Origin of the sequence: Novosphingobium pentaromativorans US6-1 (genome assembly GCF_000767465.1) — a bacterium.
Classification (GTDB): domain Bacteria; phylum Pseudomonadota; class Alphaproteobacteria; order Sphingomonadales; family Sphingomonadaceae; genus Novosphingobium; species Novosphingobium pentaromativorans.
In genome coordinates, this window is the sequence record NZ_CP009291.1 from 3,066,830 (window position 1) to 3,085,986 (window position 19,157).

Below are 19,157 nucleotides of genomic sequence, written 5' to 3' on the forward strand. Positions count from 1 at the left end.
TGCGGTGCGAACCTGTGCAGTCATGACGCGGCAAGGAGCAATGACGGCACATGGTGGCAGAGCAAACTTCGCGTTCATCCCGTCCACGCGAGTTTGCCACACTCGACCTGCTCCGATTTGCGGCCGCACAGGCCGTGGTTTTCTATCACCTGCTGTTCCTGTCCTGGGTGGAAACACCGGCGGCCGGAGGCATCGGCGCGGTTGCGCAATCGGGCGCACGATTCGAGGAAGCGATCCCCTGGGCGAGCATCGGCTGGGTAGGCGTGCCGATCTTCTTCGTGATTTCGGGATTTGTCATCGTCATGTCGGCCGGCGACAAGACCCCGGGCGAATTCCTGATCGGACGGGCCAGGCGCATTCTTCCGGCGCTTTGGGCCTTTTCCCTCCTGTCGGCAGCCGTCGTGATGATCGCAGGCGTGCTGGCCCCGCTCGAAGCGCTGGGACGCCTCATGCGTTCCATGGTGCTCTTCCCGTTCGGTCCGTGGATCGATGGCGCGATATGGACACTGGTGGCGGAAGTTCTTTTCTATGTCCTAATATTTGCCGCCATGAAGTTCCGGCTACTGTCGCAGATGACGGCGCTGACATCGGCGATCACCGGCTTCAATCTCGTTTTCTGGATCGGCATAGTGCTCGCCGCATCGGGCGCGTTCGGGCTCGATACAAAGGCCGTCGCGGATCTCGCTGCATCCTACCGACTCAGCGTCACGCTGGTCACCACGAACTGCTTTTTCCTTGTCGGCATGGCGCTCTATCAGGTTCACGCAGGCAAGGACGTTGTGAGGTGGTCCCGCCTTCCTGTACAGGTTTGCGGCTAAGTTAAGCTCATCCGGTTGTTGTTTACGCCGCCATTCTGGTGATCAGATCATGGGGGGCATGCCCCCCATGATCTGAAGCGTCGATTTGCCCATATGCCTCTGCCGGGGTTTTGCCTGCAAGGCGTGAGTGAGGCCGGTGATGGTTGTAATAGGCGAACCAGCGGGACAGGCCTGCGCGCAGTTCGGAACCCGTCTCGAAGGCGTGCAGATAGACGCACTCGTACTTCACCGAGCGCCACAGGCGCTCGATGAAGACGTTGTCCATCCAGCGCCCCTTGCCATCCATGCTGATTTTCACTTCGGCCGCCCGCAGCACGCCGGTGAAGGCCTGCGAAGTGAACTGGCTGCCCTGATCGGTGTTGAAGATGTCCGGCTTGCCAAAGCGGGCCATGGCATCCTCCAGAGCCTCGACGCAAAAAGCCGCGTCCATGGTATTGGACAATCGCCAGGCCAGCACCTTGCGGGTGGCCCAATCCATGATCGCAACGAGATAGAGGAAGCCTCGGCGCATCGGTAGATATGTCACGTCCGCACACCACACCTGATTGGGCCGCTCGATCTTCATGTCCCGCAGCAGATAGGGATAAATCCGATGCTCCGGGTGCGGATCGCTCGTGCGCGGGCGCTGGTAGATCGCCGCCAGCCCCATCTGCGCCATCAGCCGTCGTACCCGGCGGCGGCCCACCGCATGACCAAGCCGCTGCAGGTGCCGCACCATCTGCCGGCTGCCGTACCACGGACAGTCCATGAACGTCTCGTCGATTACCCGCATCAGCGCCAGCGTCTCCTCGCTCTGAGGCGCAGGCGTATAATAATAGGAAGACCGGCTGATCGACAGCAGGCGGCACTGCGCCGCGATCGACAGGCGCTGGTGAGCAGGCTCGATCAGCAATCGCCTCTGGCCCGCGCTCATCGACCGGAGGCTTTCGCCAAAAAATCCCGCTCCACCAGCAATTGCCCGATCTTGGCATGCAGCTTCTCGATTTCCGCTTCGGTCTCCGTCTTCGACGCCTGCTCACCGCCGTCGAACAGGCTGGCCATCCCGTCCACCGCCTGACGCTTCCATCCCCCGATCATCGTATGGTGGACGCCGTGCTTCGCAGCCAGTTCCGCCAGCGTCAGTTCACCACGGATCGCCTCCATCGCAACTTTCGCCTTGAATTCCGCGCTGTAGCGCTTTCTCGTCTTCTTCATTCCCGTCCATTCCTTAGGTCGGGATGAGCTTAACACCCTGTCCAGATTTCCAGCACCACGTCATTGCGCGCAACCTGGCCATCTACGTGATCAATTTCATGATCGGAATGGTCGTCGTCTACTTCTTTGCCCGGGCAAGCATAGGCGTAGTCGAGTATGGTCAGAACGCCCATGTCGCCGCGATCGCCTGGGCGGGAGCCATACTTCTGGGCAGTGTCGGGGTGCTGCTCCCGTTTTGGACGACGCGCCGATGGGCACGCGCGGCCAAGGCCGTGGGCCTGCTGACCTACCCGCTCTACCTCGTGAACCAGATCACCGGAGGCTACCTGTTCGGCGTGATCGAACGGGCCATTCAGGACCCGCTGCTCGCCGTCATCGCCGCGATTGTCCTGTGCAACCTGCTGGCGGGTGTCTTCAGCTTCGGGTTCGAACGTCAGCTTCAATCGGCGCTGGGTACATTCCTGCACCGTGTTCAGGGGCATTTACGGCAAGGGGGGAAGGTCCAGGCAGGCTGACGCTGGATCAATCGCGCCAGAAGGCCCAGCGAACTCGCGAGTGGTTTCCATCAGCGGACCTGGCTTCGGCGCGGCGCAGCTTTCGGGCCTTGCGTTCATGCTTGAGTGCCGTTTCGCGAAGATGCCGGGCTGCCAGTGCATCCTCGTGCCGGGTGGCCAGCTGACGCGCGTAGCGGGCGAGTTGTTCATAATAGATCGCGTCGCGAATCTCTTCCATTCTGTTTAATATGCTCAGGATTGTTCGCTTGTGGAGTCTTCTCTCGAATTACGGCTTTCTTGCCTGAAATCGCATGCAAGAAATTTTCCACGCTCATGTGTAGTCCTGTTTAGCTGTTCGCGAATTCTGCCTCGGACCTGGGCAGGGCAATTCGGCTCTGGCGGGCGGGCCTGCGAAGCTGTTGGTTGACTTCGGGGCCCCACCCGCAGGCCGGGACTTGCTCTCAGCGAACTTTGCCCCGCTGGACCAGGTTAACGATGCCAAGCAGGATGATCGCGCCCACGAAGGCGACGAGCAGGCCGACGATCGAAAATTGCTGAACGCTGCCGACGATGCCGAATTGGTTCGCAATCAGATTGCCGATGACCGAGCCGATGCAGCCGACGACGATATTCCAGAAAATGCCCATGGAGGCGTCCCGGTTCATGACCTTGCTGGCAAGCCAACCAGCGATGCCGCCAACGATCAGTGCAATTATCCATCCCATAGGGGTCTCCTCTCGATTGCAGAGGGGGCGATCGATCCCGGCGCACAATCTTGCCGGCCTTGCCCCCATTCGCGCATTAACGCGTCGGCTGGCCTCAAGGTTGCGACGAGGACTGATAACTTACGGCCATGCAAAGCGCATTTCAGACGATCTCGATGGGCAGGCGCGCGGGCGGGTGGCCCGCAAATGAACGCGAAGCGCCTTTGCGGATAGGGAAAAGCAATGGATGTACCGGGAGTGATTGCGAACTGATATTTTCCGGTCATAACCAAAAGCAGTGCCAGTCAACTTAACCAGACTGGCAGGACATCAATGTGGGTTCGGTCGTTCCGGCAGGGCCTTTGGTGTCTTTCGATTGCGACGCTTTGGCCATTCGATTGACGGGTCGTTCAAATTGGGGGTGATATGCGGGTTGAGGATGATTTCATCGATTATTATCAGCTGCTCCAGGTCAATCGCTGTTGTGAAGTCGAGGTCATCTCTCTTTCCTACCGGCATTTGGCCAAGAAATATCATCCTGATCACCCGAGAACCGCAGACGCGGCTTTGTTCAAGCAAATTGTCGAGGCCTATAATGTACTGAAAAGGCCGGACAAGCGGGCTGAATACGATGCCTTGTACCAAGCCAAAATGGATACTGGGATTTCGCAAGCCCAGAGCCGCTTCAACGTCGACGTCGATGAAATGGTCGCGCAATCCGATGCGGATATGCAGCGGAACATCTTGCTGTTGCTTTATAAGAAGCGAAGGGAAAATGCTCTGGACTGCGGCGTGTATGGCTTCCACATTCAGAATTCATTCAGGTTGTCAGACAATTTATTGGACTTTCATATTTGGTACCTTAAGTCAAAAGGACTCATAAATATGAATGAACAGGGAATGTTGGTCATTACCGTAGAAGGTGTCGACCACGTTATTTCCATGCATGAACGCAGGCCAGCCGGAAGATTTCTAGCAGCGCCTGTCGATCTTCCCGGCCAATAGGGATCTTGTGACACTTGTGTCCAGATGAAGCTGAGCAAGCCTCAGTTCCGCCCCAAAGGCTCAGTGTCTTTCGCCGCCAACTAGCAGCCTTCCTTGGCAAAGCATCATTAGGAAAATGGTGCCGCAGAAGGGACTCGAACCCCCGACCCCAACATTACGAATGTCGTGCTCTACCAGCTGAGCTACTGCGGCATGCCCGAGGGTTCGACATGGTTCGGACCCGGGACAGGGGGCGGCCTTTACCGGGGCGAATGGGTTCGTGCAAGAGGGTTTGCGATATCGTTTCGGGATAGCGCTTTTTGTGATGAAAGCCTCTGCGGGCCCGGCCAGCATCGGGTGTGTCCCGGCAGCGACCGGTCGCTTGGCGGAAATGCGGAACGGGACCGGGAGAGAGGGACACTTCCCTCCCGTTCCCGTTCCGCGTTCCCGCTGCTGCTCCTGCCTTGCGGCAGGTTGGGCGACGGGAACGGTCACCTCGTGAATGACTGGTCTCGCGGGACATGTCCCGGAGGGCTCGGATTGGAACGAATCTATCCGAGCGCTGCTGATGCGCGTAATAGTGTTACCGGGGCGGTAAGTAAAACGGAAATATTACAGTCCCGGGACTGCCTCAAACCAGGGCAGGTGCGAATCGTCGATAAGGTTCCGCGGCCGCCCACAGCCATCCATCATTTGGGCAGTCGGGTGCAGGGAGGTGGTCGCGACTTCGTCGGCAGCGATGCAGCTCTTGCTTATGGGACTTCGGAATGCGGCGAGCTCGATTGTGCCTCGTCCAGGCGCAGAACGCCGGAGCGCTTCAGTCGGCCGCGCTCGCCAAGGCTTTCCGGTTCGAGCTTCGTAAGCGCTCGCATGCAGCAGCGCGCGCCGGCCAGTGTTCCGGGGCGACGCGTTCATGCCACCGTGGGCGGTTACTCGCTGCGGATCTCGGTCAGTCGACGCTCCCATGCCAGGGCATGTTCGACGATCGTGGGCAGGTCGGCATAGCGGGGCTGCCAGGGCAGGGTGGCCTTGATCCGCCGGTTGTCCGAAATCAGCGAGTCCGGATCGCCGGAGCGGCGGCCTTCCATGCGCCGCTCGATAGTCCGGTTGGTCACGCGGTCGACGGCATCGAGCACGTCGAGCACGGAGAAGCCCTGGCCGTAGCCGCAATTCATCGTCAGCGAGCGTTCGGGCTGCGCAATCAGCGCCTCGAGCGCAAGGACGTGGGCATTGGCAAGGTCCGATACGTGAATGTAGTCGCGCACGCCCGTGCCGTCCGGCGTGTCGAAGTCGGTTCCAAAGACCGCGACGTGGCTGCGTTTGCCGAGCGCGGCTTCTACGGCAACCTTGATGAGGTGCGTGGCCCCGGCGGTCGACTGGCCGGTACGCGCCTGCGGATCGGCGCCCGCCACGTTGAAGTAGCGTAGCGCGCAATAGTTGAACGGGTGCGCTTTGGCGACGTCGCCCAGCATGATCTCGGTCATCAGCTTGGACATGCCGTAAGGATTGATCGGCGTCTTGGGGCTGTCCTCTGTCACCGGCGAGACTTCGGGGATGCCATAGGTCGCGGCGGTCGAGCTGAAGATGAAATGCGGCACACCGGCCTTGACTGCCGCGTCCATCAGCGCGCGGCTCTTGGCCGTGTTGTTGTGATAGTACTTGAGCGGGTTCTCCACCGATTCCGGTACGATGATCGACCCGGCGAAATGCATGATTGCCTTGGTACCCTGTTCGGCGAAGATCCTGGCAAGCAGTTCGCCGTCCTCGATATCCCCTTCATAAAAGGCCACGCCTTCGGGAATGGCGAAGCGGAAGCCCGTCGTCAGATTGTCGATCACGGCGACCGGCCAGCCGGCATCGACGAGGGCGAGCACGGCGTGGCTGCCGATGTAGCCAGCGCCGCCGGTGACGAGGACGGGGAGTTTCTGGGTCATGTTCGGGCTGTCCGGAGATTGATGTCGGTCGAGACGATCGAGATTGAACTTTATGGCTTGCGGGCCATGGCATATGGTCCATGTTGCAACGCGTCAAACGCCTAGTGGGAGATGCGTCCGCTACGGGGCATTCCGTCCCGGTCATCCACCCCGATCAGGTCCCGGCCCGGCGCGGCTGCGCATTTCAAGATGGGAGCATGCATGGTTTCGCAATACCCGACGGTCCTTGTCACCGGCGCGGCCGGCTTCATCGGTGCCGCGGTGGCAGAAGCATTGATGGCGCGCGGGCAGCCGGTGATCGGCATCGATTCGATGAACGACTACTATCAGGTCTCCCTGAAAGAGGCCCGCCGCGATCGTCTTGTCGCGCGGTTCGGCAATCTCTTCACGTTCCACACGCTCGACTTTGCCGACATGGAGGCCACGCAGGCCGCGCTCGCGCCACATGATTTCGGTCTGATCGTGCATCTGGGCGCGCAGGCGGGCGTGCGTTACTCGCTGGAAAACCCGCAGGCCTATGTCGCCTCGAACCTGGCGGGCCACGTCAACATGCTGGAGATCGCCCGCGCCCGGCAGGTCGGGCACATGGTCTATGCCAGCTCCAGTTCGGTCTATGGCGGCAATGAAAAGCTGCCCTTCGCAGTGGAGGACCGCGCGGATCACCCGGTCTCGCTCTACGCCGCCACCAAGAAGGCGGACGAACTGATGAGCGAGACTTACGCTCACCTGTTCCGCATTCCGTTGACCGGCCTGCGCTTCTTTACGGTCTATGGTCCCTGGGGCCGTCCCGACATGGCCATGTGGAAGTTCACCGAGCGCATGCTCTCCGGCCGTCCGATAGACGTCTACAACCACGGCGAGATGCAGCGCGACTTCACGTATATCGACGATATCGTCGGCGGCGTCCTGGCCTGCCTCGACCGTCCGCCAGTGGACGACGGCCGGGAAAAGGCTGGCGGCAGCGTCAAGCCGCACGCCCTCTACAACATCGGCAACAACCGCAGCGAACGCCTGATGCGCCTCATCGAAGTGCTGGAAGATGCCTGCGGCGTGAAGGCCGAACTCAACCTGCTGCCGATGCAGCCGGGTGACGTCCCGGCCACTTACGCCAACATCGACGCGCTGACCCGCGACACCGGGTACGCGCCGACAACGCCGATCGAGATCGGCGTGCCGCGCTTCGTGGAATGGTACCGGGGGTATCTGGACGTCTGACTGCAGATCGATGAAGCGAGGGCTGACGTCCCGGGCGGGTAGCCACCCGGGGCCGATCAGTCAGGCTATGGCGCAGTTGAAGTGCGCGACGATCTTGCGATCCAGCGGCTCCTTGAACCGCAGGAGCAGCTGGCGGGCGGTCTTGCGGATGGCGGTGGCGGGGAAGGGGCCGATGGCGCCGATCCACAAGGTACACTCCCCGTCGTCAAGGGCCGCGGGAGCTTCGATTTCGAGGTCGCAGCCCGAATCGGCGAGGCTGGAGATCCGCACGCTTGCGCACGCGCCCGAGTGAACACATTCGCCGTAAACAATTGTATTCATTGCCTGCACTCTGCCCGTCGACCGGGCCCTCTCGTTTCTTGGCGGCTTCGGGCCGGGTGTTATGGCCTGCCCGATTCCCGTCATCCATGTTGCGAGAGGATAATCGCTCTTGAGGTCAATTCGGTTTCACTCGTGTGTCGAAATCGTGATGGGCAAGGCGGCGCGCGCGGCAGGCTGAAGGCAGGAGGGCCTGCCGCTGCACTGTAACTGGCGGTCAGGCGGCCTCATCGACCTTGTCGCCGTTGGTGCCATTGCCGTCGGCCTGCCCGAAGAGGGCGGCAACGAAGTCCTCGCGCCAGCGCAGGACGTCTTCGTCGCGAACCGAGGCAAGCAGCTTGGCATGGCGCTGCTTGCGTTCGCTCAGCGGCATGTCGAGCGCGCGCTTGATCGCCTCGCTGACGTGCTCGATCGAGTGCGGATTGACCAGCAGTGCCTCGGTCAGCTGCTGGGCAGCGCCGGCGAACTGCGAGAGGATCAGGACTCCGGGATCTTCCGGGTCCTGCGCTGCAACGTATTCCTTGGCGACCAGGTTCATGCCGTCGCGCAGGGGCGTGACGAGTCCGATGTTCGCAGCGCGATAGAACCCGGCCAGGTGGCTGCGCGGATAGCCGCGGTTCACGTAGCGGATCGGTACGAAGGCGACATCGGCGTGGGCGCCGTTGATATGACCGGTCTTGCGTTCCAGGTCCTCGCGGATCTGCTGGTAGCTGGCGACGTCTCCGCGCGAAGGCGGGGCGATCTGCAGCAGCACGACATTGCCGGCCTGGTCCGGGTTGTCGGTCAGGAAGCGGCCGAAGCTTTCGAATCTCTCGCCCAGTCCCTTTGAGTAGTCGAGACGGTCCACGCCGATCATCAGCTTGCGCCCGCGGATGCTGGCCTTGAGCCGGTCATAGGCTTCCTGGGCCTCGGCGCTTCGGGCGCCTTCGACGAATTCGTCGTAATCGACGCCGATCGGGAATGCCTTGGCCAGGATCTTGCGGCCCTGATACTCGATCGTCCCGTCGTCGTTGACCGGCAGGCCCATTTCCTTGCTGACGTAATGCATGAAGCTTTCCAGCCACTCCTGAGTCTGGAAACCGATCACGTCGTATTCGAGCATCGAGGCGACCAGCCGCTCGTGGAAGGGCAGGGAAACCAGCAGGCGCGTGGGGGGCCAGGGCGTGTGCAGGAAAATGCCCATGCGGTTGTTGATGCCCTTGCGCCGCAGCATCGAACCGAGCGGGAGCAGGTGATAGTCGTGCACCCACACGAGGTCGTCAGGTTCGATCAGGGGAATCACGCTGGTGGCGAAGCGGGCGTTGACGCGTTCGTAGCCCTCGCCGAAGCTGCGGTCGTACTCGGTCAGGTCGATGCGGTAGTGGAACAGGGGCCAGAGCGTGCGATTGGCATAGCCGTTGTAGTATTCGTCGATGTCCTGCGGTTCCAGGTCGATGGTCGCGGTCGTGACATCGTTGATCCGCTGCATGTTGAGGTGACCGGTGAATTCCTCGGTTTCCTGCCCCGACCAGCCGAACCAGATGCCGCGATGTTCGCGCAGCGCCGAATTGAGCGCCACCGCCAGTCCGCCCTGCGCCCCCGCAGCACCTGCCGCCTTGGGCACCGAAACCCGGTTCGATACGACAATCAGCCTGCTCATACTTCCATCCCCGTGTGACGCCCTCTGGCGCCGTTCGGCCCCGGCGCGTCAGCGCCAGTCCCGCCAAGACCGCGACAGTTGCCCGGCGCAGTTTATGATACCGACAAGCGAATAGGTCTGGGGGAAGTTCCCCCACAGCTCGCTCGTCTCGAAATCCATGTCTTCCGACAGAAGACCCGACTTGGTGCGATGCCCGAGCATGGCCTCGAACAGCCGCCGGGCTTCTTCGTCCTGGCCGCTGCGGTGCAGGGCCTCGATCAGCCAGAAGGTGCAGATGTTGAATGCCGTCTCGGGCAGGCCGAAATCGTCCTCGTTGGCATAGCGCAGCATGTGCTCGCCCCGGCGCAGGGACTTCTGGACCGCCTGCAGCGTCGACTGGAACCTGGGATCGGCCGCATGGACGAAACGCAGCTCGACCATCTGCAGCAGGCTGGCGTCAAGCTGGTCCCCGCCGAAACTGGCGACATAGTACCCGCCCGCGCCGCCATCGTCGAGGTCGGGGCCTTCCAGCTTGTACCAGGCGCCTTCGTCGATGTTCCTGCGGATCGTGTCGGCCCGCTCGCGCCAGAGCTTGTGGCGGTCTTCCAGGCCAAGATGCTGGGCGGCGTTGGCAAGGCGGTCGCAGGCGGCCCAGCTCATCACGCTCGAATAAGTATGGACCGCGGTGCGGGTGCGCAGCTCCCACAGACCCGCGTCGGGCTGGTCGTGGGTCTTCCACGCCATCTCGCCCACTTCTTCGAGGCTTTCGAAATCGTCCATGTTCGCCATGCGCAGCAGCCGGCGGTCGGAGAAAGCCTGGATCGATGGCAGGACGATCTGGCCGTAGCAGTCGTTCTGGACCTGGTAATAGGCGGCATTGCCCACGCGCACCGGGCCCATGCCGCGATAGCCGCACAGATCCTTGGCCTCCCACTCGATGATCTCCTTGGCGCCGCTGACCGCGTAGAGCGGCTGGATCGCGCCGCCCTCGGCATCGTCGACGATGTTGCGCAAGTAGGCGAGATACTTCTCCAGCACGTCGAGCGCGCCCAGGTGGTTGAGCGCCTGCACCGTGTAATAGGCGTCGCGGATCCAGCAGTAGCGGTAGTCCCAGTTGCGCTGGGTGTTCGGCGCTTCGGGAATCGACGTGGTGAGGGCGGCGACGATCGCGCCGGTTTCCTCGTGCTGGCACAGCTTGAGGGTGATCGCGGCGCGGATCACCGCATCCTGCCAGTCCATCGGGGTGGCAAGGCCGCGCACCCAGTTGGCCCAGTAGGCCTCGGTCAGCTGGCACATGGTTTCCAGCTCATGCTGGACATTTCCGGCAAAGGGTTCGTCCGGGCCGAGGAAGAAGTGCATCGGCCGTTCGAGGCGGAAGTAGCGCTCGTCGAGGACATAGCCGATGGGCGCATCCGTGGTCAGGCGCAGGGTGTTGCGTTCGACCAGGTAGCGGATGTGGTTGGAGCCATGGGTTATGTGGGCCAGCTGGGCGCCGTAGCCGCTCATCGGCGTGAGCACGACCTTGATGCGCGGCGAGCCGTGGACCGGGCGCACGATGCGGGCATAGGCCACCGGGCGGTAGGTGCGCCCCGAGCGCTGGAATCGCGGGCAGAAGTCGATCACTTCGACGACGCCGCCGTGAACGTCCTCCAGCCGCGTTACCAGGATCGGCGTATTGCGCATGTAGTGCTGGCTGATGGAGACCTGCTCCTCCAGCTCGAAGCGCCAGGTGCCCGCGTCCTGCCCATCGTCACCGCGCAGCAGCGCGCAGAAGGTCGGGTCGCCGTCGACGCGCGGGACGCAGCCCCAGACGATGGCGCCGGATTCGTCGATCAGACCGCTGACCTGGCAATTGCCGATCGGCCACAGTTCCAGCGAGCTCATTCGGGGCGTTCTCCTGCTTGGCCTGCATTTTCGGTATCGGGTGACTTTCCGGCTGCACCGGCCGGGGCGTCGGCGTCGGCGTCGGCGAGGGCGCGGGTGAGCCACGCGTGGACCTCCTCGACGCTTTCGAGCCGCCAACAGGCCGCCGTTTGACGCATCGGGCCGACCAGGATGCCTTCGCCGCCCATTGCGGTGACGGCCTTGAAGGCATCTTCGTCGGTCACGTCGTCGCCGATGAAATAGGGGGTCGAACCGGCAAAGCGCGGCATGTCCATGAAGCGCGCGACGGCGCTGCCCTTGTCCGATCCGGGCATGACCACTTCGACGACCATCTTGCCGTCCTTGACGCCGGCGCCATGGGCCTCTGCCAGATCTTGCGCCAGGGCGAGGAGCGGCGCGCGCATTTCCGGCTGCCCGCGATAGTGCACCGCCATCGAGAAAGGCTTGTGCTCGACCAGCAGTTCGCCGTTGTCCCGGGCGAAAGCGCCGAGCGGGCGGGCGATCGTTTCGGGCAGCGGATCGGCGAGCGGGTGGATTTCGGCATTGCGGCAAGGACGAAACTCGCCGCCGTGGGAGCCGGCCATCGCAACGTCGACCGGACCCAGCAGGCGGTCCAGCGCCTCGAGCGCGCGGCCGCTGACCAAGGCGAGGCGGCCTTCGAGTTGTTCGCCCAGCGCCTCGATCAGGCCGGGCAGGGCCCTGGCGACCTCGACATGGTCGGGATGGGCGGCGATATCGACGAGGGTTCCGTCGAAATCGAGGAAAAGGGCGGCCTTCGAGGGAAGGCGCAAGGGGGGCGGCTGGGACAGGTCGTCGGGAGACGATCCGCGCAGCGCCAGCTTCAGGCTGTCGCTTTCGTCTGTCATCGCAATGACCTTTGCATCATCTGGCACACAGGCCAACCCCCAGCTCCGCAAAAATGCCGCTTTGCAGCAACGATCGGGTGAAAGGCCGGTTCCCCGGTTGAAATGCCGGGTCGCGGTCGCCATTGTCCGCGCGCTGCGAACCGGGCGCTGCCGTTCCGGTTCTTCTATCACTCCATGCCAGAGGCACGCGGGGAGGCACCGATCCAGACGCTCGATTCCATCACTACGTTCTTTGCCGGTCAGCCGGCCGCCTATGCGCTTGTCTCGCTGGCCGGTATCCTGCTGGTCGCCTGGTTCGCCAACTGGCTGGCCAAGAAGCTGGTCGTGCGGCCGGTGACGATGATGATCGCGCGCACCCCGCTGCGCAACGAGGCGAACGACGTGCGCAAGCTCGTCACCCACCTCGCCAACGTGGTGCCGGCGGTCATCCTGCATCAGGGGATTGCCGTGATCGCGGGCCTGCCGCCGCAGGCAGTCGTGCTGGTGCAGGTCCTCTCGCAGGCCTTCATCATCTTTACCCTCGCGCGCGCGCTGTGCGATCTGCTCGAACTGGCCAACGATGCCTATGAACTGAAGCCCGAGGCGGCGAGCCGGCCGATCAAGGGCTATCTGCAGGTCGCGAAGATCCTGATCTATGCCGCCGCCGCGATCCTGATTGTCGCGGCGCTGATCGGCCAGTCGCCGCTACTCCTGCTGTCCGGTCTGGGCGCGCTTGCCGCGGTGATCATGTTGATTTTCCGCGACACGATCCTCTCGCTCGTGGCTTCGGTACAGCTGCGCTCCAACGACATGCTGCGCGTGGGCGACTGGATCGAGATGCCGCAGCTCAATGCCGACGGCGACGTGATCGATATCGCGCTGCACACCGTGAAAGTGCAGAACTTCGACAAGACCGTCACGACGATCCCGACGCACAAGCTGATCTCCGATTCCTACCGCAACTGGCGATTCATGCGCGAATGGGGCGGCAGGCGGATCATGCGTTCGCTGCTGATCGACCAGACCACCATCGATTTCCTGAGCCGCGAGCAGTGGGAGGACTTGCGCTGTTTCATGCTGCTTGAGCCCTACATGGCCGCCAAGGACAAGGAGCTGGCCGAGTGGAACGCGCAAAATGCCGTGCGCGAGGGGGAGGACGACCGCCCGGTCAACCGCCGCCGTCCGACCAATGTCGGCACCTTCCGCGCCTACATGCTTGCCTACCTCGAAGCGCACCCGCGCATCGCCAGGCGCGGCACGCTGATGGTTCGCCAGCTTGCTCCGACCGAAAAGGGCCTGCCGCTGGAGATCTACTGCTTCACCGATACCGTCGACTGGGGCGAATACGAGAGCATCCAGGGCGATATCTTCGACCATCTTCTTGCAATCCTGCCGCAATTCGGCCTGCGTTTGTTTCAGCATCCCAGCGGGCGCGACCTTGCGGGGTTGGGTGAGCCGTTGCGGGGACGGTTGGCTCCATTGTCGATGGATTAAATGACGCTTGAGTGCGCCGCTGAGTAGTTTACCGGATCTTTCCTTGCGCAAGGCGCAAGTGTAACTCCAATGAACCGGTTGCGCCTGGCTGCGACCGGCAATACTCGCGATACTCGCATTTCCGTCATTTCAGAGGCCTATGCCCACGATCGTTCCAGTCATTTTGTGCGGAGGCAGCGGTACGAGGTTGTGGCCGCGTAGCCGCGCTGCCAAGCCCAAGCCCTTTATCCCGCTGGTAGGCGAACAGACCCTGTTCGAAGCCACGGTCGCGCGATGCCCCGCAGACGTCGGCTTCGCAGGGCCTATCGTCGTGACCGGTGCGAAGCACCTCGATCATGTCGAGGCGCAGCTGGGCGGGCGCGCCGACGCCCAGGTTATCGTCGAGCCGGCGGCGCGCAACACGGCTGCCGCCATCGCGCTGGCCGCCTGCCGCCTTCCCGAAGACGCGATCATGCTGGTGTGCCCCAGCGACCATTACATCGGCCGACCGCAAGTCTTTGCCGAAGCGGCATTGAAGGCGGCGGCGCTGGCCGAGGACGGCTGGCTTGTCTCCTTCGGGATCGAGGCGACTGCCCCGGAAACGGGCTTCGGCTATCTCAAGCGCGGCGAACCGATCGACGCCAGGGGCTTCAGGACGGCGCAGTTCGTCGAAAAGCCTGATCTGGAGAGGGCGAAGGCTTTCCTTGCCGACGGCGGTTACGCTTGGAATGGCGGCATTTTCGCTTTCCGGGTGGGCGACTTCATGGCCGAACTGGCGGCGCATCGGCCGCAGATTGCGAAGGCGGTGCGCGAATCCGTCGCCAGGGGCCGGGAAGAGGGCGCACGCTTCCATCCCGATGCCGCGACTTTCGCAGCGACGGAAAGCGATTCGGTCGACTATGCGGTGATGGAAAACACCGAGCGCGCGGCCATGGTCCCTGCCGACATGGAGTGGTCGGACATCGGCAACTGGCAGGCCCTGCACGATGCGCTTGAGCGCGATGGGAACGGCAACGCCATGCGCGGCTGCGAGGGCGAACTGGTCGATTGCCGCAATGTCCTGGTCGACAGCGATGGACCGCGGGTCTCGGTCATCGGCCTTGAGGACGTGATCGTCGTGGTCGATGGCGACGATATCATGATCACCACCAGCGCGGGCGTGCAGAAAGTCGGCAAGCTCTCGGGTGCGGTCAACCAATAGTCGATACTCCCACGACGTGCTTGCGGGCACTGTTTCCCTGCGCCATGCAGATGAAATCCTGATCCGGCATGGCGCTTGTTCCCGCCCGTGCGAAGGCCGGACCATGAAAGGTTGGTAATGAAGAAAATCGTGGCATTCGATCTCGACGGGACTCTGGCTCTCAGCAAGCAGCCGCTGACCGACGAGATGGCGCAGGCCATGGCGGACCTGTTGGAAGTCGCCCAGGTCGCGGTCATTTCGGGCGGCGACTGGCCGCAGTTCGACAAGCAGGTGGCCAGCCGCCTGCCCGGTCACGCCGACCTCACGCGCCTCTGGATGCTGCCGACGAGCGGGGCCAAGCTCTACGTCCATCGCGATGGCGGCTGGAATGCCGTCTATGCCGAACTCTTCAGCGACGAGCAGAAGCAGGCCATTCTCGATGCCTTCGACGCCTCGCTCGCGGCGACCGGCTTCGTGCCCGAACAGACCTGGGGGGAGCGGATCGAGGATCGCGGAAGCCAGATCACCTTTTCCGCGCTGGGCCAGCAGGCCCCGCTTGAGGCCAAGGAAGTCTGGGATCCCGACTTCGCCAAACGCAAGGTGATCCAGGCCGACCTGATCCAGCGCCTGCCCGGCGTTTCGATCAATCTCGGCGGGGCAACATCCGTCGACGTGACCCAGCCCGGTGTCGACAAGGCCTGGGGGCTGCGGCGCCTGTCGGAGCATAGCGGCGTCGAGGAGCGCGACATCCTCTTCATCGGCGATGCCATATTCCCGGGCGGCAACGACTATCCCGCCAAGGCGATGGGGCTCGACACGATCTGCGTGCGCGATCCGGCCGATACCGCCAATGTCATTGCGGCCATCGTATCCTGCCAGAAGCTGGCCTGACTGCGCTGGAGGCAGTGATCGGTCGATGGCGGCTCCGGCCGTGAACGCGGGGGCCCGATGCCGGCTTTTTACCTGACATTCATCGGCGTACTTCTCGCGGGGTTCGGTGCGCGCGATCAGGTTACGATCGCCGGACTCACGGGGCGGCAGGGGCAGCGTCCGGGCGTGTTGCTGGTCGCCTTGGCTTGCACCGGCCTGACTTCGGCATTGGCGGCATGGGCTGCTTTGAAGATGCTACCGGTCCTGCCGCCGCCGGCGCGCGGGATCTTCGCTGCAATAGCGATTGGTTTGGCGGGTCTGGAGTCGATGATCCTTGCGCCGCGCCGCAATCCGAAGGAGCCGACCAATTCGCTCGGTGCGCTTGGCCTCGTGCTGGCCGCCGCGCAAGTGACCGACGCTGTCCGGTTTCTGATATTCGGCCTTGCAGTGGGTTTGGGCGCGCCTCTGGCGGCAGGTGCTGGCGGGCTGCTGGGCGGCCTGTTGCTGTCCACCTTTGCCTGGGCTGTCCCCGGTTTCCTGGACCGGTCGTGGACGAGGTGTGGCCGCCGCATCGTCGGAGCTGTTCTTGTGCTGGTCGCCCTGGTGATCTTCCTGCGGGAATTCGGGCTATTGTGATCGGAATATTCGATTGAACCAAGTCTTTTAATGTGCGTTTTGGATTATAGATTTGGTTCGATATCACAGCACGAGGGATAACCATGACTTCCAAGGACAACGTACAGGCCGCGCTCATCGACAGTCTCAACGGGCTTCTGGCGGACACTTTCGCGCTCTATGTGAAGACCAAGAACTTTCACTGGCATGTGAAGGGCCCCCAGTTCCGCGATCTGCACCTGCTGTTCGATGAACATGCGACGGAAATCTTCGCACTCACCGATCTCGTAGCCGAACGGGTGCGCAAGCAGGGCGGCAAGACCCTGACGAGCCCCGATGCGATCTCTGCCAAGACCCGCATCAAGCCGCAGGATTCGACCGATCTCGATGCGATGGCGATGGTCAGGGAATTGCGTGACGACAATCTCGCCTATGTCGAGCGGCTGCGTGAAGTGAAGGCCGCAGCTGGCGAAGCGGGCGACAATGCCACGGACGGCATCGTCGACGACTGGACCGACCAGGCCGAGCAGCGCGCCTGGTTCCTGCGCGAAATTCTTGCCTGACCCAGGGCTGGGGGGGGGCGGCGGCGAGGTTCTCCGCCCGCCAGCCGTGCCCTCCAGGCAGGGCAAAAGGCCCTTCAACCCCCACGACAAATTGATCGCGCGCTGCTAGAGCGCGTCCATGCCCAAGATCCAGATTATCGAGAACGCCGACGACAAGGCGATTGCCGAATGGTTCGCGCAGCGCCTGCGGGCGGCCCTGTCGCTTACCTCCGACGAAATCGCCGTCACCGTGCCGGGCGGATCGACGCCGTTTCCGATCTTCGACCTGCTGGCGAAGATGAACCTTCCCTGGCACCGCATCGCCGTGTGGCCCGGTGACGACCGTATCGTCGAAGAGGAACATCCCGCTTCGAACGTCGGCAAGATCCGTGCCCGCCTCGAACCGGTCGGGGCGCAGATCGTGCCGTTGACCGAGGACGCACAGCCCCCGCATTTCGCGGTTGCCTGGCTGGGCATGGGCGGCGATGGGCATGTTGCCTCGCTCTTTCCGAACACCGATCCTAAGGTCAACGATCGCCATGCCGTGCGGCGCCTTACGCCCGATCCGCTCCCGCCCGAAGCGCCGTTCGATCGCGTGAGCCTGACGATACCCTCGCTGCTCGACAGCGACGAGATCATGTTCGTCATCCGCGGCGCCGAAAAGCGCGCGGTCCTCGACGGCGCGATTCGGGGCGAGCACGATCTTCCGGTCGCCCGCCTGCTTGGCGCTGCCCGCCACAAGGTGACCTGCTTTTGCTGACGGGCTTGCCAGCGCCGTTGCATCGCGGGCTATACCGTATCGCGCATCGAGTGCGGCGCATGCTGTGGACTCTTCGCCGACCGACGGTCGAGGGAGTTCGGGTCCTGGCATTCAATGCCCAGGGCCATTTGCTGATGCAGCGGCATTCCTATGGTTCGGACGACTGGATGTTCCCCGGCGGCGGAATGGACAAGGGTGAGCATCCTCTTGCCGCGTCCGAACGCGAGCTTCGCGAGGAGACCGGCTGCAAACTCACCGGTGCGCGGGAGATCCAGACGGTTGTCGAGGACTTGTTCGGCGCCACGAACATCGTCCATGTCGTGATCGGGCGAACGGACAGCACTCCGGAGCCCGACGGGCGCGAGGTCATCGAAGCGGATTTCTTCCCCCTGGATGCCTTGCCGGAACCCATGACGGAAGATCTGCGGCAAGGCCTGCAGCTCTGGATGGAAACGGACAGGCGCGCATCCGGTGCCGGGATGCCTGCTTCCAAGTAAGTCCAGGGACGGTCCGGCGCGTGCGGACCGGTCACGGAAATTCAAAGAAACGACAGCTGACCGTCCTTCGTTTCCTTCGCGACGGCTTCTTCGCGTTCGAGGGCGGACAAGGTCAGGCCCATCAGCCGGATCGGCTGGGGCAGGGGCATGAGGTCATCCAGCAGGGCGTGGCCGATCTGTCCGAATTCCTCCTTTCCGGTCACGAAATGGGGAAGGGACCGGGCGCGGGTGATCGTTCGGAAGTCGGCGTAGCGCAGCTTCAGGGTGACCGTGCGCCCGCGCGCTTCGGCGCGTTCGATGCGGTCCCAGACGATGTCGATGATCGAATCCATCGTTTCGCGCAGCGCGTCTGCCCGGGCGATGTCCTCGAAGAAAGTCCTCTCGCCGCCCACCGACTTGCGGGGGCGGTTGGCGCGGACCTGCCGCAGGTCGACCCCGCGAGCGGCGCGGTAGAGGTATTCGGCAAAGCTGCCGAAATGCTGGCGCAGGAAGTGGATGTCCCTGTCGCGCAGGTCCGCACCGGTTTCGATGCCCAGCCGCGCCATCTTTTCGGCACCGCGGGGCCCCACGCCGTGAAAGCGACGCACCGGTAGCCCCGCCACGAAAGCGGCGCCTTCTCCTGGGCGGATCACGCAAAGCCCGTCGGGCTTGTTCTGGTCGCTGGCCAGCTTGGCGAGGAACTTGTTGTAAGAGACCCCGGCGCTGGCGGTCAGCCCGGTTTCGGTTCTGATCCGGCGGCGGATCTCCTCGGCGATGCGGGTGGCCGATCCGATGCCTTTGAGATCGGCGGTAACGTCGAGGTAGGCCTCGTCCAGCGAAAGCGGTTCGACATGCGGCGTGTACTCATGGAAAATCGCCCGAATCTGCTGGCTCACCTCGCGATAGACCTCGAAACGAGGCTTGCGGAAGATCAGGCCGGGGCATTGCCTTGCAGCGCGCGCGGAAGGCATGGCAGAGCGCACACCGAACTTGCGCGCTTCATAGCTGGCGGCCGCCACCACGCCGCGTCCGGAAGAGCCGCCAACGGCCACCGGCTTCCCGCGCAGTTCGGGATCGTCGCGCTGTTCGACGCTGGCAAAGAAGGCATCCATGTCGACATGGATGATCTTGCGAAGCCCATCGGCTTCCTCTTCGCCGTCTCCCGATTCTCCATCCCGCGATGACATGGTCTTGGATATAGGGCCGATGACCGGCAAGATGCCATCGCCTGTT

The 19,157-nt window shown here is 63.0% G+C and carries 20 protein-coding genes and 1 tRNA gene; 11 read left to right on the top strand and 10 right to left on the bottom strand.

What is annotated here, in order from left to right:
* The first annotated feature begins 50 nt into the window (after nt 1-50).
* On the top strand, nt 51-818 hold the full coding sequence (locus JI59_RS25665) for an acyltransferase family protein (protein ID WP_052117898.1): 768 nt from the start codon (nt 51-53) through the stop codon (nt 816-818).
* 22 nt (nt 819-840) lie between these two features.
* On the opposite strand, the gene JI59_RS14215 is transcribed toward JI59_RS25665, so the two are convergent.
* Nucleotides 841-2,012, bottom strand: a protein-coding gene (locus JI59_RS14215; protein ID WP_085997526.1) for an IS3 family transposase whose coding sequence is annotated in 2 segments (ribosomal slippage) — nt 841-1,748 and nt 1,748-2,012 — 1,173 coding nt in all. Because the reading frame shifts where the segments join, the coding sequence is not laid out codon by codon here.
* Nucleotides 2,013-2,035: 23 nt separating this feature from the next.
* Here JI59_RS14215 and JI59_RS14225 point away from each other — a divergent pair.
* Nucleotides 2,036-2,527 (top strand): hypothetical protein, encoded by a 492-nt coding sequence (locus JI59_RS14225; RefSeq protein ID WP_038576228.1) that lies wholly within the window; start codon nt 2,036-2,038, stop codon nt 2,525-2,527.
* A 7-nt stretch (nt 2,528-2,534) separates the two neighbouring features.
* Here JI59_RS14225 and JI59_RS14230 read toward each other — a convergent pair whose 3' ends face one another.
* Both JI59_RS14230 and JI59_RS14235 read right to left on the bottom strand, forming a co-directional pair.
* Nucleotides 2,535-2,744 (bottom strand): hypothetical protein, encoded by a 210-nt coding sequence (locus JI59_RS14230; protein ID WP_007012002.1) that lies wholly within the window; start codon nt 2,742-2,744, stop codon nt 2,535-2,537.
* 223 nt (nt 2,745-2,967) lie between these two features.
* Nucleotides 2,968-3,231, bottom strand: coding sequence for a GlsB/YeaQ/YmgE family stress response membrane protein (locus JI59_RS14235; protein ID WP_007012001.1), 264 nt, complete (start codon nt 3,229-3,231; stop codon nt 2,968-2,970).
* A gap of 405 nt (nt 3,232-3,636) precedes the next feature.
* Here JI59_RS14235 and JI59_RS14240 point away from each other — a divergent pair, with 405 nt between their 5' ends.
* Nucleotides 3,637-4,215: a DnaJ domain-containing protein gene (locus tag JI59_RS14240; RefSeq protein WP_007012000.1), complete on the top strand. Its 579-nt coding sequence runs from the start codon at nt 3,637-3,639 to the stop codon at nt 4,213-4,215.
* 116 nt (nt 4,216-4,331) lie between these two features.
* On the opposite strand, the gene JI59_RS14245 is transcribed toward JI59_RS14240, so the two are convergent.
* A tRNA-Thr gene (locus tag JI59_RS14245) sits at nt 4,332-4,407 on the bottom strand.
* A gap of 716 nt (nt 4,408-5,123) precedes the next feature.
* Nucleotides 5,124-6,128: a UDP-glucose 4-epimerase GalE gene (galE, locus tag JI59_RS14250; RefSeq protein ID WP_007011998.1), complete on the bottom strand. Its 1,005-nt coding sequence runs from the start codon at nt 6,126-6,128 to the stop codon at nt 5,124-5,126.
* A 201-nt stretch (nt 6,129-6,329) separates the two neighbouring features.
* On the opposite strand from galE, the gene JI59_RS14255 reads away from it, so the two are divergent.
* Nucleotides 6,330-7,343: an SDR family NAD(P)-dependent oxidoreductase gene (locus JI59_RS14255; RefSeq protein ID WP_007011997.1), complete on the top strand. Its 1,014-nt coding sequence runs from the start codon at nt 6,330-6,332 to the stop codon at nt 7,341-7,343.
* A 60-nt stretch (nt 7,344-7,403) separates the two neighbouring features.
* Here the strand turns inward: JI59_RS14255 and JI59_RS14260 are convergent, their stop codons facing one another.
* From JI59_RS14260 to otsB, 4 genes are all read right to left on the bottom strand, one after another.
* The gene (locus JI59_RS14260; RefSeq protein ID WP_081473933.1) at nt 7,404-7,664 is read right to left on the bottom strand and encodes a hypothetical protein; all 261 of its coding nucleotides are present in this window, start codon (nt 7,662-7,664) and stop codon (nt 7,404-7,406) included.
* 214 nt (nt 7,665-7,878) lie between these two features.
* The gene (otsA, locus tag JI59_RS14265) at nt 7,879-9,300 is read right to left on the bottom strand and encodes an alpha,alpha-trehalose-phosphate synthase (UDP-forming) (RefSeq protein WP_007011995.1); all 1,422 of its coding nucleotides are present in this window, start codon (nt 9,298-9,300) and stop codon (nt 7,879-7,881) included.
* A 48-nt stretch (nt 9,301-9,348) separates the two neighbouring features.
* Complete coding sequence (locus tag JI59_RS14270) at nt 9,349-11,163, bottom strand: glycoside hydrolase family 15 protein (RefSeq protein WP_007011994.1); 1,815 nt, start codon at nt 11,161-11,163, stop codon at nt 9,349-9,351.
* Nucleotides 11,160-12,029: a trehalose-phosphatase gene (otsB, locus tag JI59_RS14275; protein WP_038576232.1), complete on the bottom strand. Its 870-nt coding sequence runs from the start codon at nt 12,027-12,029 to the stop codon at nt 11,160-11,162. The genes JI59_RS14270 and otsB overlap by 4 nt, the downstream gene beginning before the upstream one ends.
* A gap of 102 nt (nt 12,030-12,131) precedes the next feature.
* Between otsB and JI59_RS14280 the strand changes: the two genes are divergently transcribed.
* The 7 genes from JI59_RS14280 to JI59_RS14310 all read left to right on the top strand — a co-directional run bounded on the left by JI59_RS14280 (nt 12,132) and on the right by JI59_RS14310 (nt 17,945).
* On the top strand, nt 12,132-13,502 hold the full coding sequence (locus JI59_RS14280; RefSeq protein ID WP_007011992.1) for a mechanosensitive ion channel family protein: 1,371 nt from the start codon (nt 12,132-12,134) through the stop codon (nt 13,500-13,502).
* A 139-nt stretch (nt 13,503-13,641) separates the two neighbouring features.
* A complete protein-coding gene (locus tag JI59_RS14285; RefSeq protein ID WP_038576234.1) occupies nt 13,642-14,682 on the top strand; it encodes a mannose-1-phosphate guanylyltransferase in 1,041 nt (346 codons plus the stop codon).
* Between the two features lie 117 nt (nt 14,683-14,799).
* Nucleotides 14,800-15,552, top strand: a complete 753-nt coding sequence (locus tag JI59_RS14290) for an HAD-IIB family hydrolase (RefSeq protein WP_007011989.1) — start codon at nt 14,800-14,802, stop codon at nt 15,550-15,552.
* A 57-nt stretch (nt 15,553-15,609) separates the two neighbouring features.
* Nucleotides 15,610-16,167 (top strand): hypothetical protein, encoded by a 558-nt coding sequence (locus JI59_RS14295; RefSeq protein ID WP_007011988.1) that lies wholly within the window; start codon nt 15,610-15,612, stop codon nt 16,165-16,167.
* A gap of 83 nt (nt 16,168-16,250) precedes the next feature.
* On the top strand, nt 16,251-16,709 hold the full coding sequence (locus JI59_RS14300) for a Dps family protein (RefSeq protein ID WP_007011987.1): 459 nt from the start codon (nt 16,251-16,253) through the stop codon (nt 16,707-16,709).
* Between the two features lie 118 nt (nt 16,710-16,827).
* Nucleotides 16,828-17,448 carry a 6-phosphogluconolactonase gene (locus tag JI59_RS14305; protein ID WP_007011986.1) on the top strand — a complete coding sequence of 207 codons (621 nt, stop codon included), beginning with the start codon at nt 16,828-16,830 and terminating at the stop codon, nt 17,446-17,448.
* A 59-nt stretch (nt 17,449-17,507) separates the two neighbouring features.
* Nucleotides 17,508-17,945: an NUDIX domain-containing protein gene (locus JI59_RS14310; RefSeq protein ID WP_007011985.1), complete on the top strand. Its 438-nt coding sequence runs from the start codon at nt 17,508-17,510 to the stop codon at nt 17,943-17,945.
* A gap of 41 nt (nt 17,946-17,986) precedes the next feature.
* Here JI59_RS14310 and dinB read toward each other — a convergent pair whose 3' ends face one another.
* The gene (gene dinB / locus JI59_RS14315; protein ID WP_038576236.1) at nt 17,987-19,111 is read right to left on the bottom strand and encodes a DNA polymerase IV; all 1,125 of its coding nucleotides are present in this window, start codon (nt 19,109-19,111) and stop codon (nt 17,987-17,989) included.
* Between the last annotated feature and the right edge of the window lie 46 nt (nt 19,112-19,157).

Bases quoted from the DNA above. Each gene is read 5' to 3' on its own strand.
- JI59_RS25665 (WP_052117898.1), top strand. From the start codon at position 51: ATGGTGGCAGAGCAAACTTCGCGTTCATCCCGTCCACGCGAGTTTGCC.
- JI59_RS14225 (WP_038576228.1), top strand. From the start codon at position 2,036: ATGAGCTTAACACCCTGTCCAGATTTCCAGCACCACGTCATTGCGCGC.
- JI59_RS14230 (WP_007012002.1), bottom strand. From the start codon at position 2,744: ATGGAAGAGATTCGCGACGCGATCTATTATGAACAACTCGCCCGCTAC.
- JI59_RS14235 (WP_007012001.1), bottom strand. From the start codon at position 3,231: ATGGGATGGATAATTGCACTGATCGTTGGCGGCATCGCTGGTTGGCTT.
- JI59_RS14240 (WP_007012000.1), top strand. From the start codon at position 3,637: ATGCGGGTTGAGGATGATTTCATCGATTATTATCAGCTGCTCCAGGTC.
- galE (WP_007011998.1), bottom strand. From the start codon at position 6,128: ATGACCCAGAAACTCCCCGTCCTCGTCACCGGCGGCGCTGGCTACATC.
- JI59_RS14255 (WP_007011997.1), top strand. From the start codon at position 6,330: ATGGTTTCGCAATACCCGACGGTCCTTGTCACCGGCGCGGCCGGCTTC.
- JI59_RS14260 (WP_081473933.1), bottom strand. From the start codon at position 7,664: ATGAATACAATTGTTTACGGCGAATGTGTTCACTCGGGCGCGTGCGCA.
- otsA (WP_007011995.1), bottom strand. From the start codon at position 9,300: ATGAGCAGGCTGATTGTCGTATCGAACCGGGTTTCGGTGCCCAAGGCG.
- JI59_RS14270 (WP_007011994.1), bottom strand. From the start codon at position 11,163: ATGAGCTCGCTGGAACTGTGGCCGATCGGCAATTGCCAGGTCAGCGGT.
- otsB (WP_038576232.1), bottom strand. From the start codon at position 12,029: ATGACAGACGAAAGCGACAGCCTGAAGCTGGCGCTGCGCGGATCGTCT.
- JI59_RS14280 (WP_007011992.1), top strand. From the start codon at position 12,132: ATGCCGGGTCGCGGTCGCCATTGTCCGCGCGCTGCGAACCGGGCGCTG.
- JI59_RS14285 (WP_038576234.1), top strand. From the start codon at position 13,642: ATGCCCACGATCGTTCCAGTCATTTTGTGCGGAGGCAGCGGTACGAGG.
- JI59_RS14290 (WP_007011989.1), top strand. From the start codon at position 14,800: ATGAAGAAAATCGTGGCATTCGATCTCGACGGGACTCTGGCTCTCAGC.
- JI59_RS14295 (WP_007011988.1), top strand. From the start codon at position 15,610: ATGCCGGCTTTTTACCTGACATTCATCGGCGTACTTCTCGCGGGGTTC.
- JI59_RS14300 (WP_007011987.1), top strand. From the start codon at position 16,251: ATGACTTCCAAGGACAACGTACAGGCCGCGCTCATCGACAGTCTCAAC.
- JI59_RS14305 (WP_007011986.1), top strand. From the start codon at position 16,828: ATGCCCAAGATCCAGATTATCGAGAACGCCGACGACAAGGCGATTGCC.
- JI59_RS14310 (WP_007011985.1), top strand. From the start codon at position 17,508: ATGCTGTGGACTCTTCGCCGACCGACGGTCGAGGGAGTTCGGGTCCTG.
- dinB (WP_038576236.1), bottom strand. From the start codon at position 19,111: ATGTCATCGCGGGATGGAGAATCGGGAGACGGCGAAGAGGAAGCCGAT.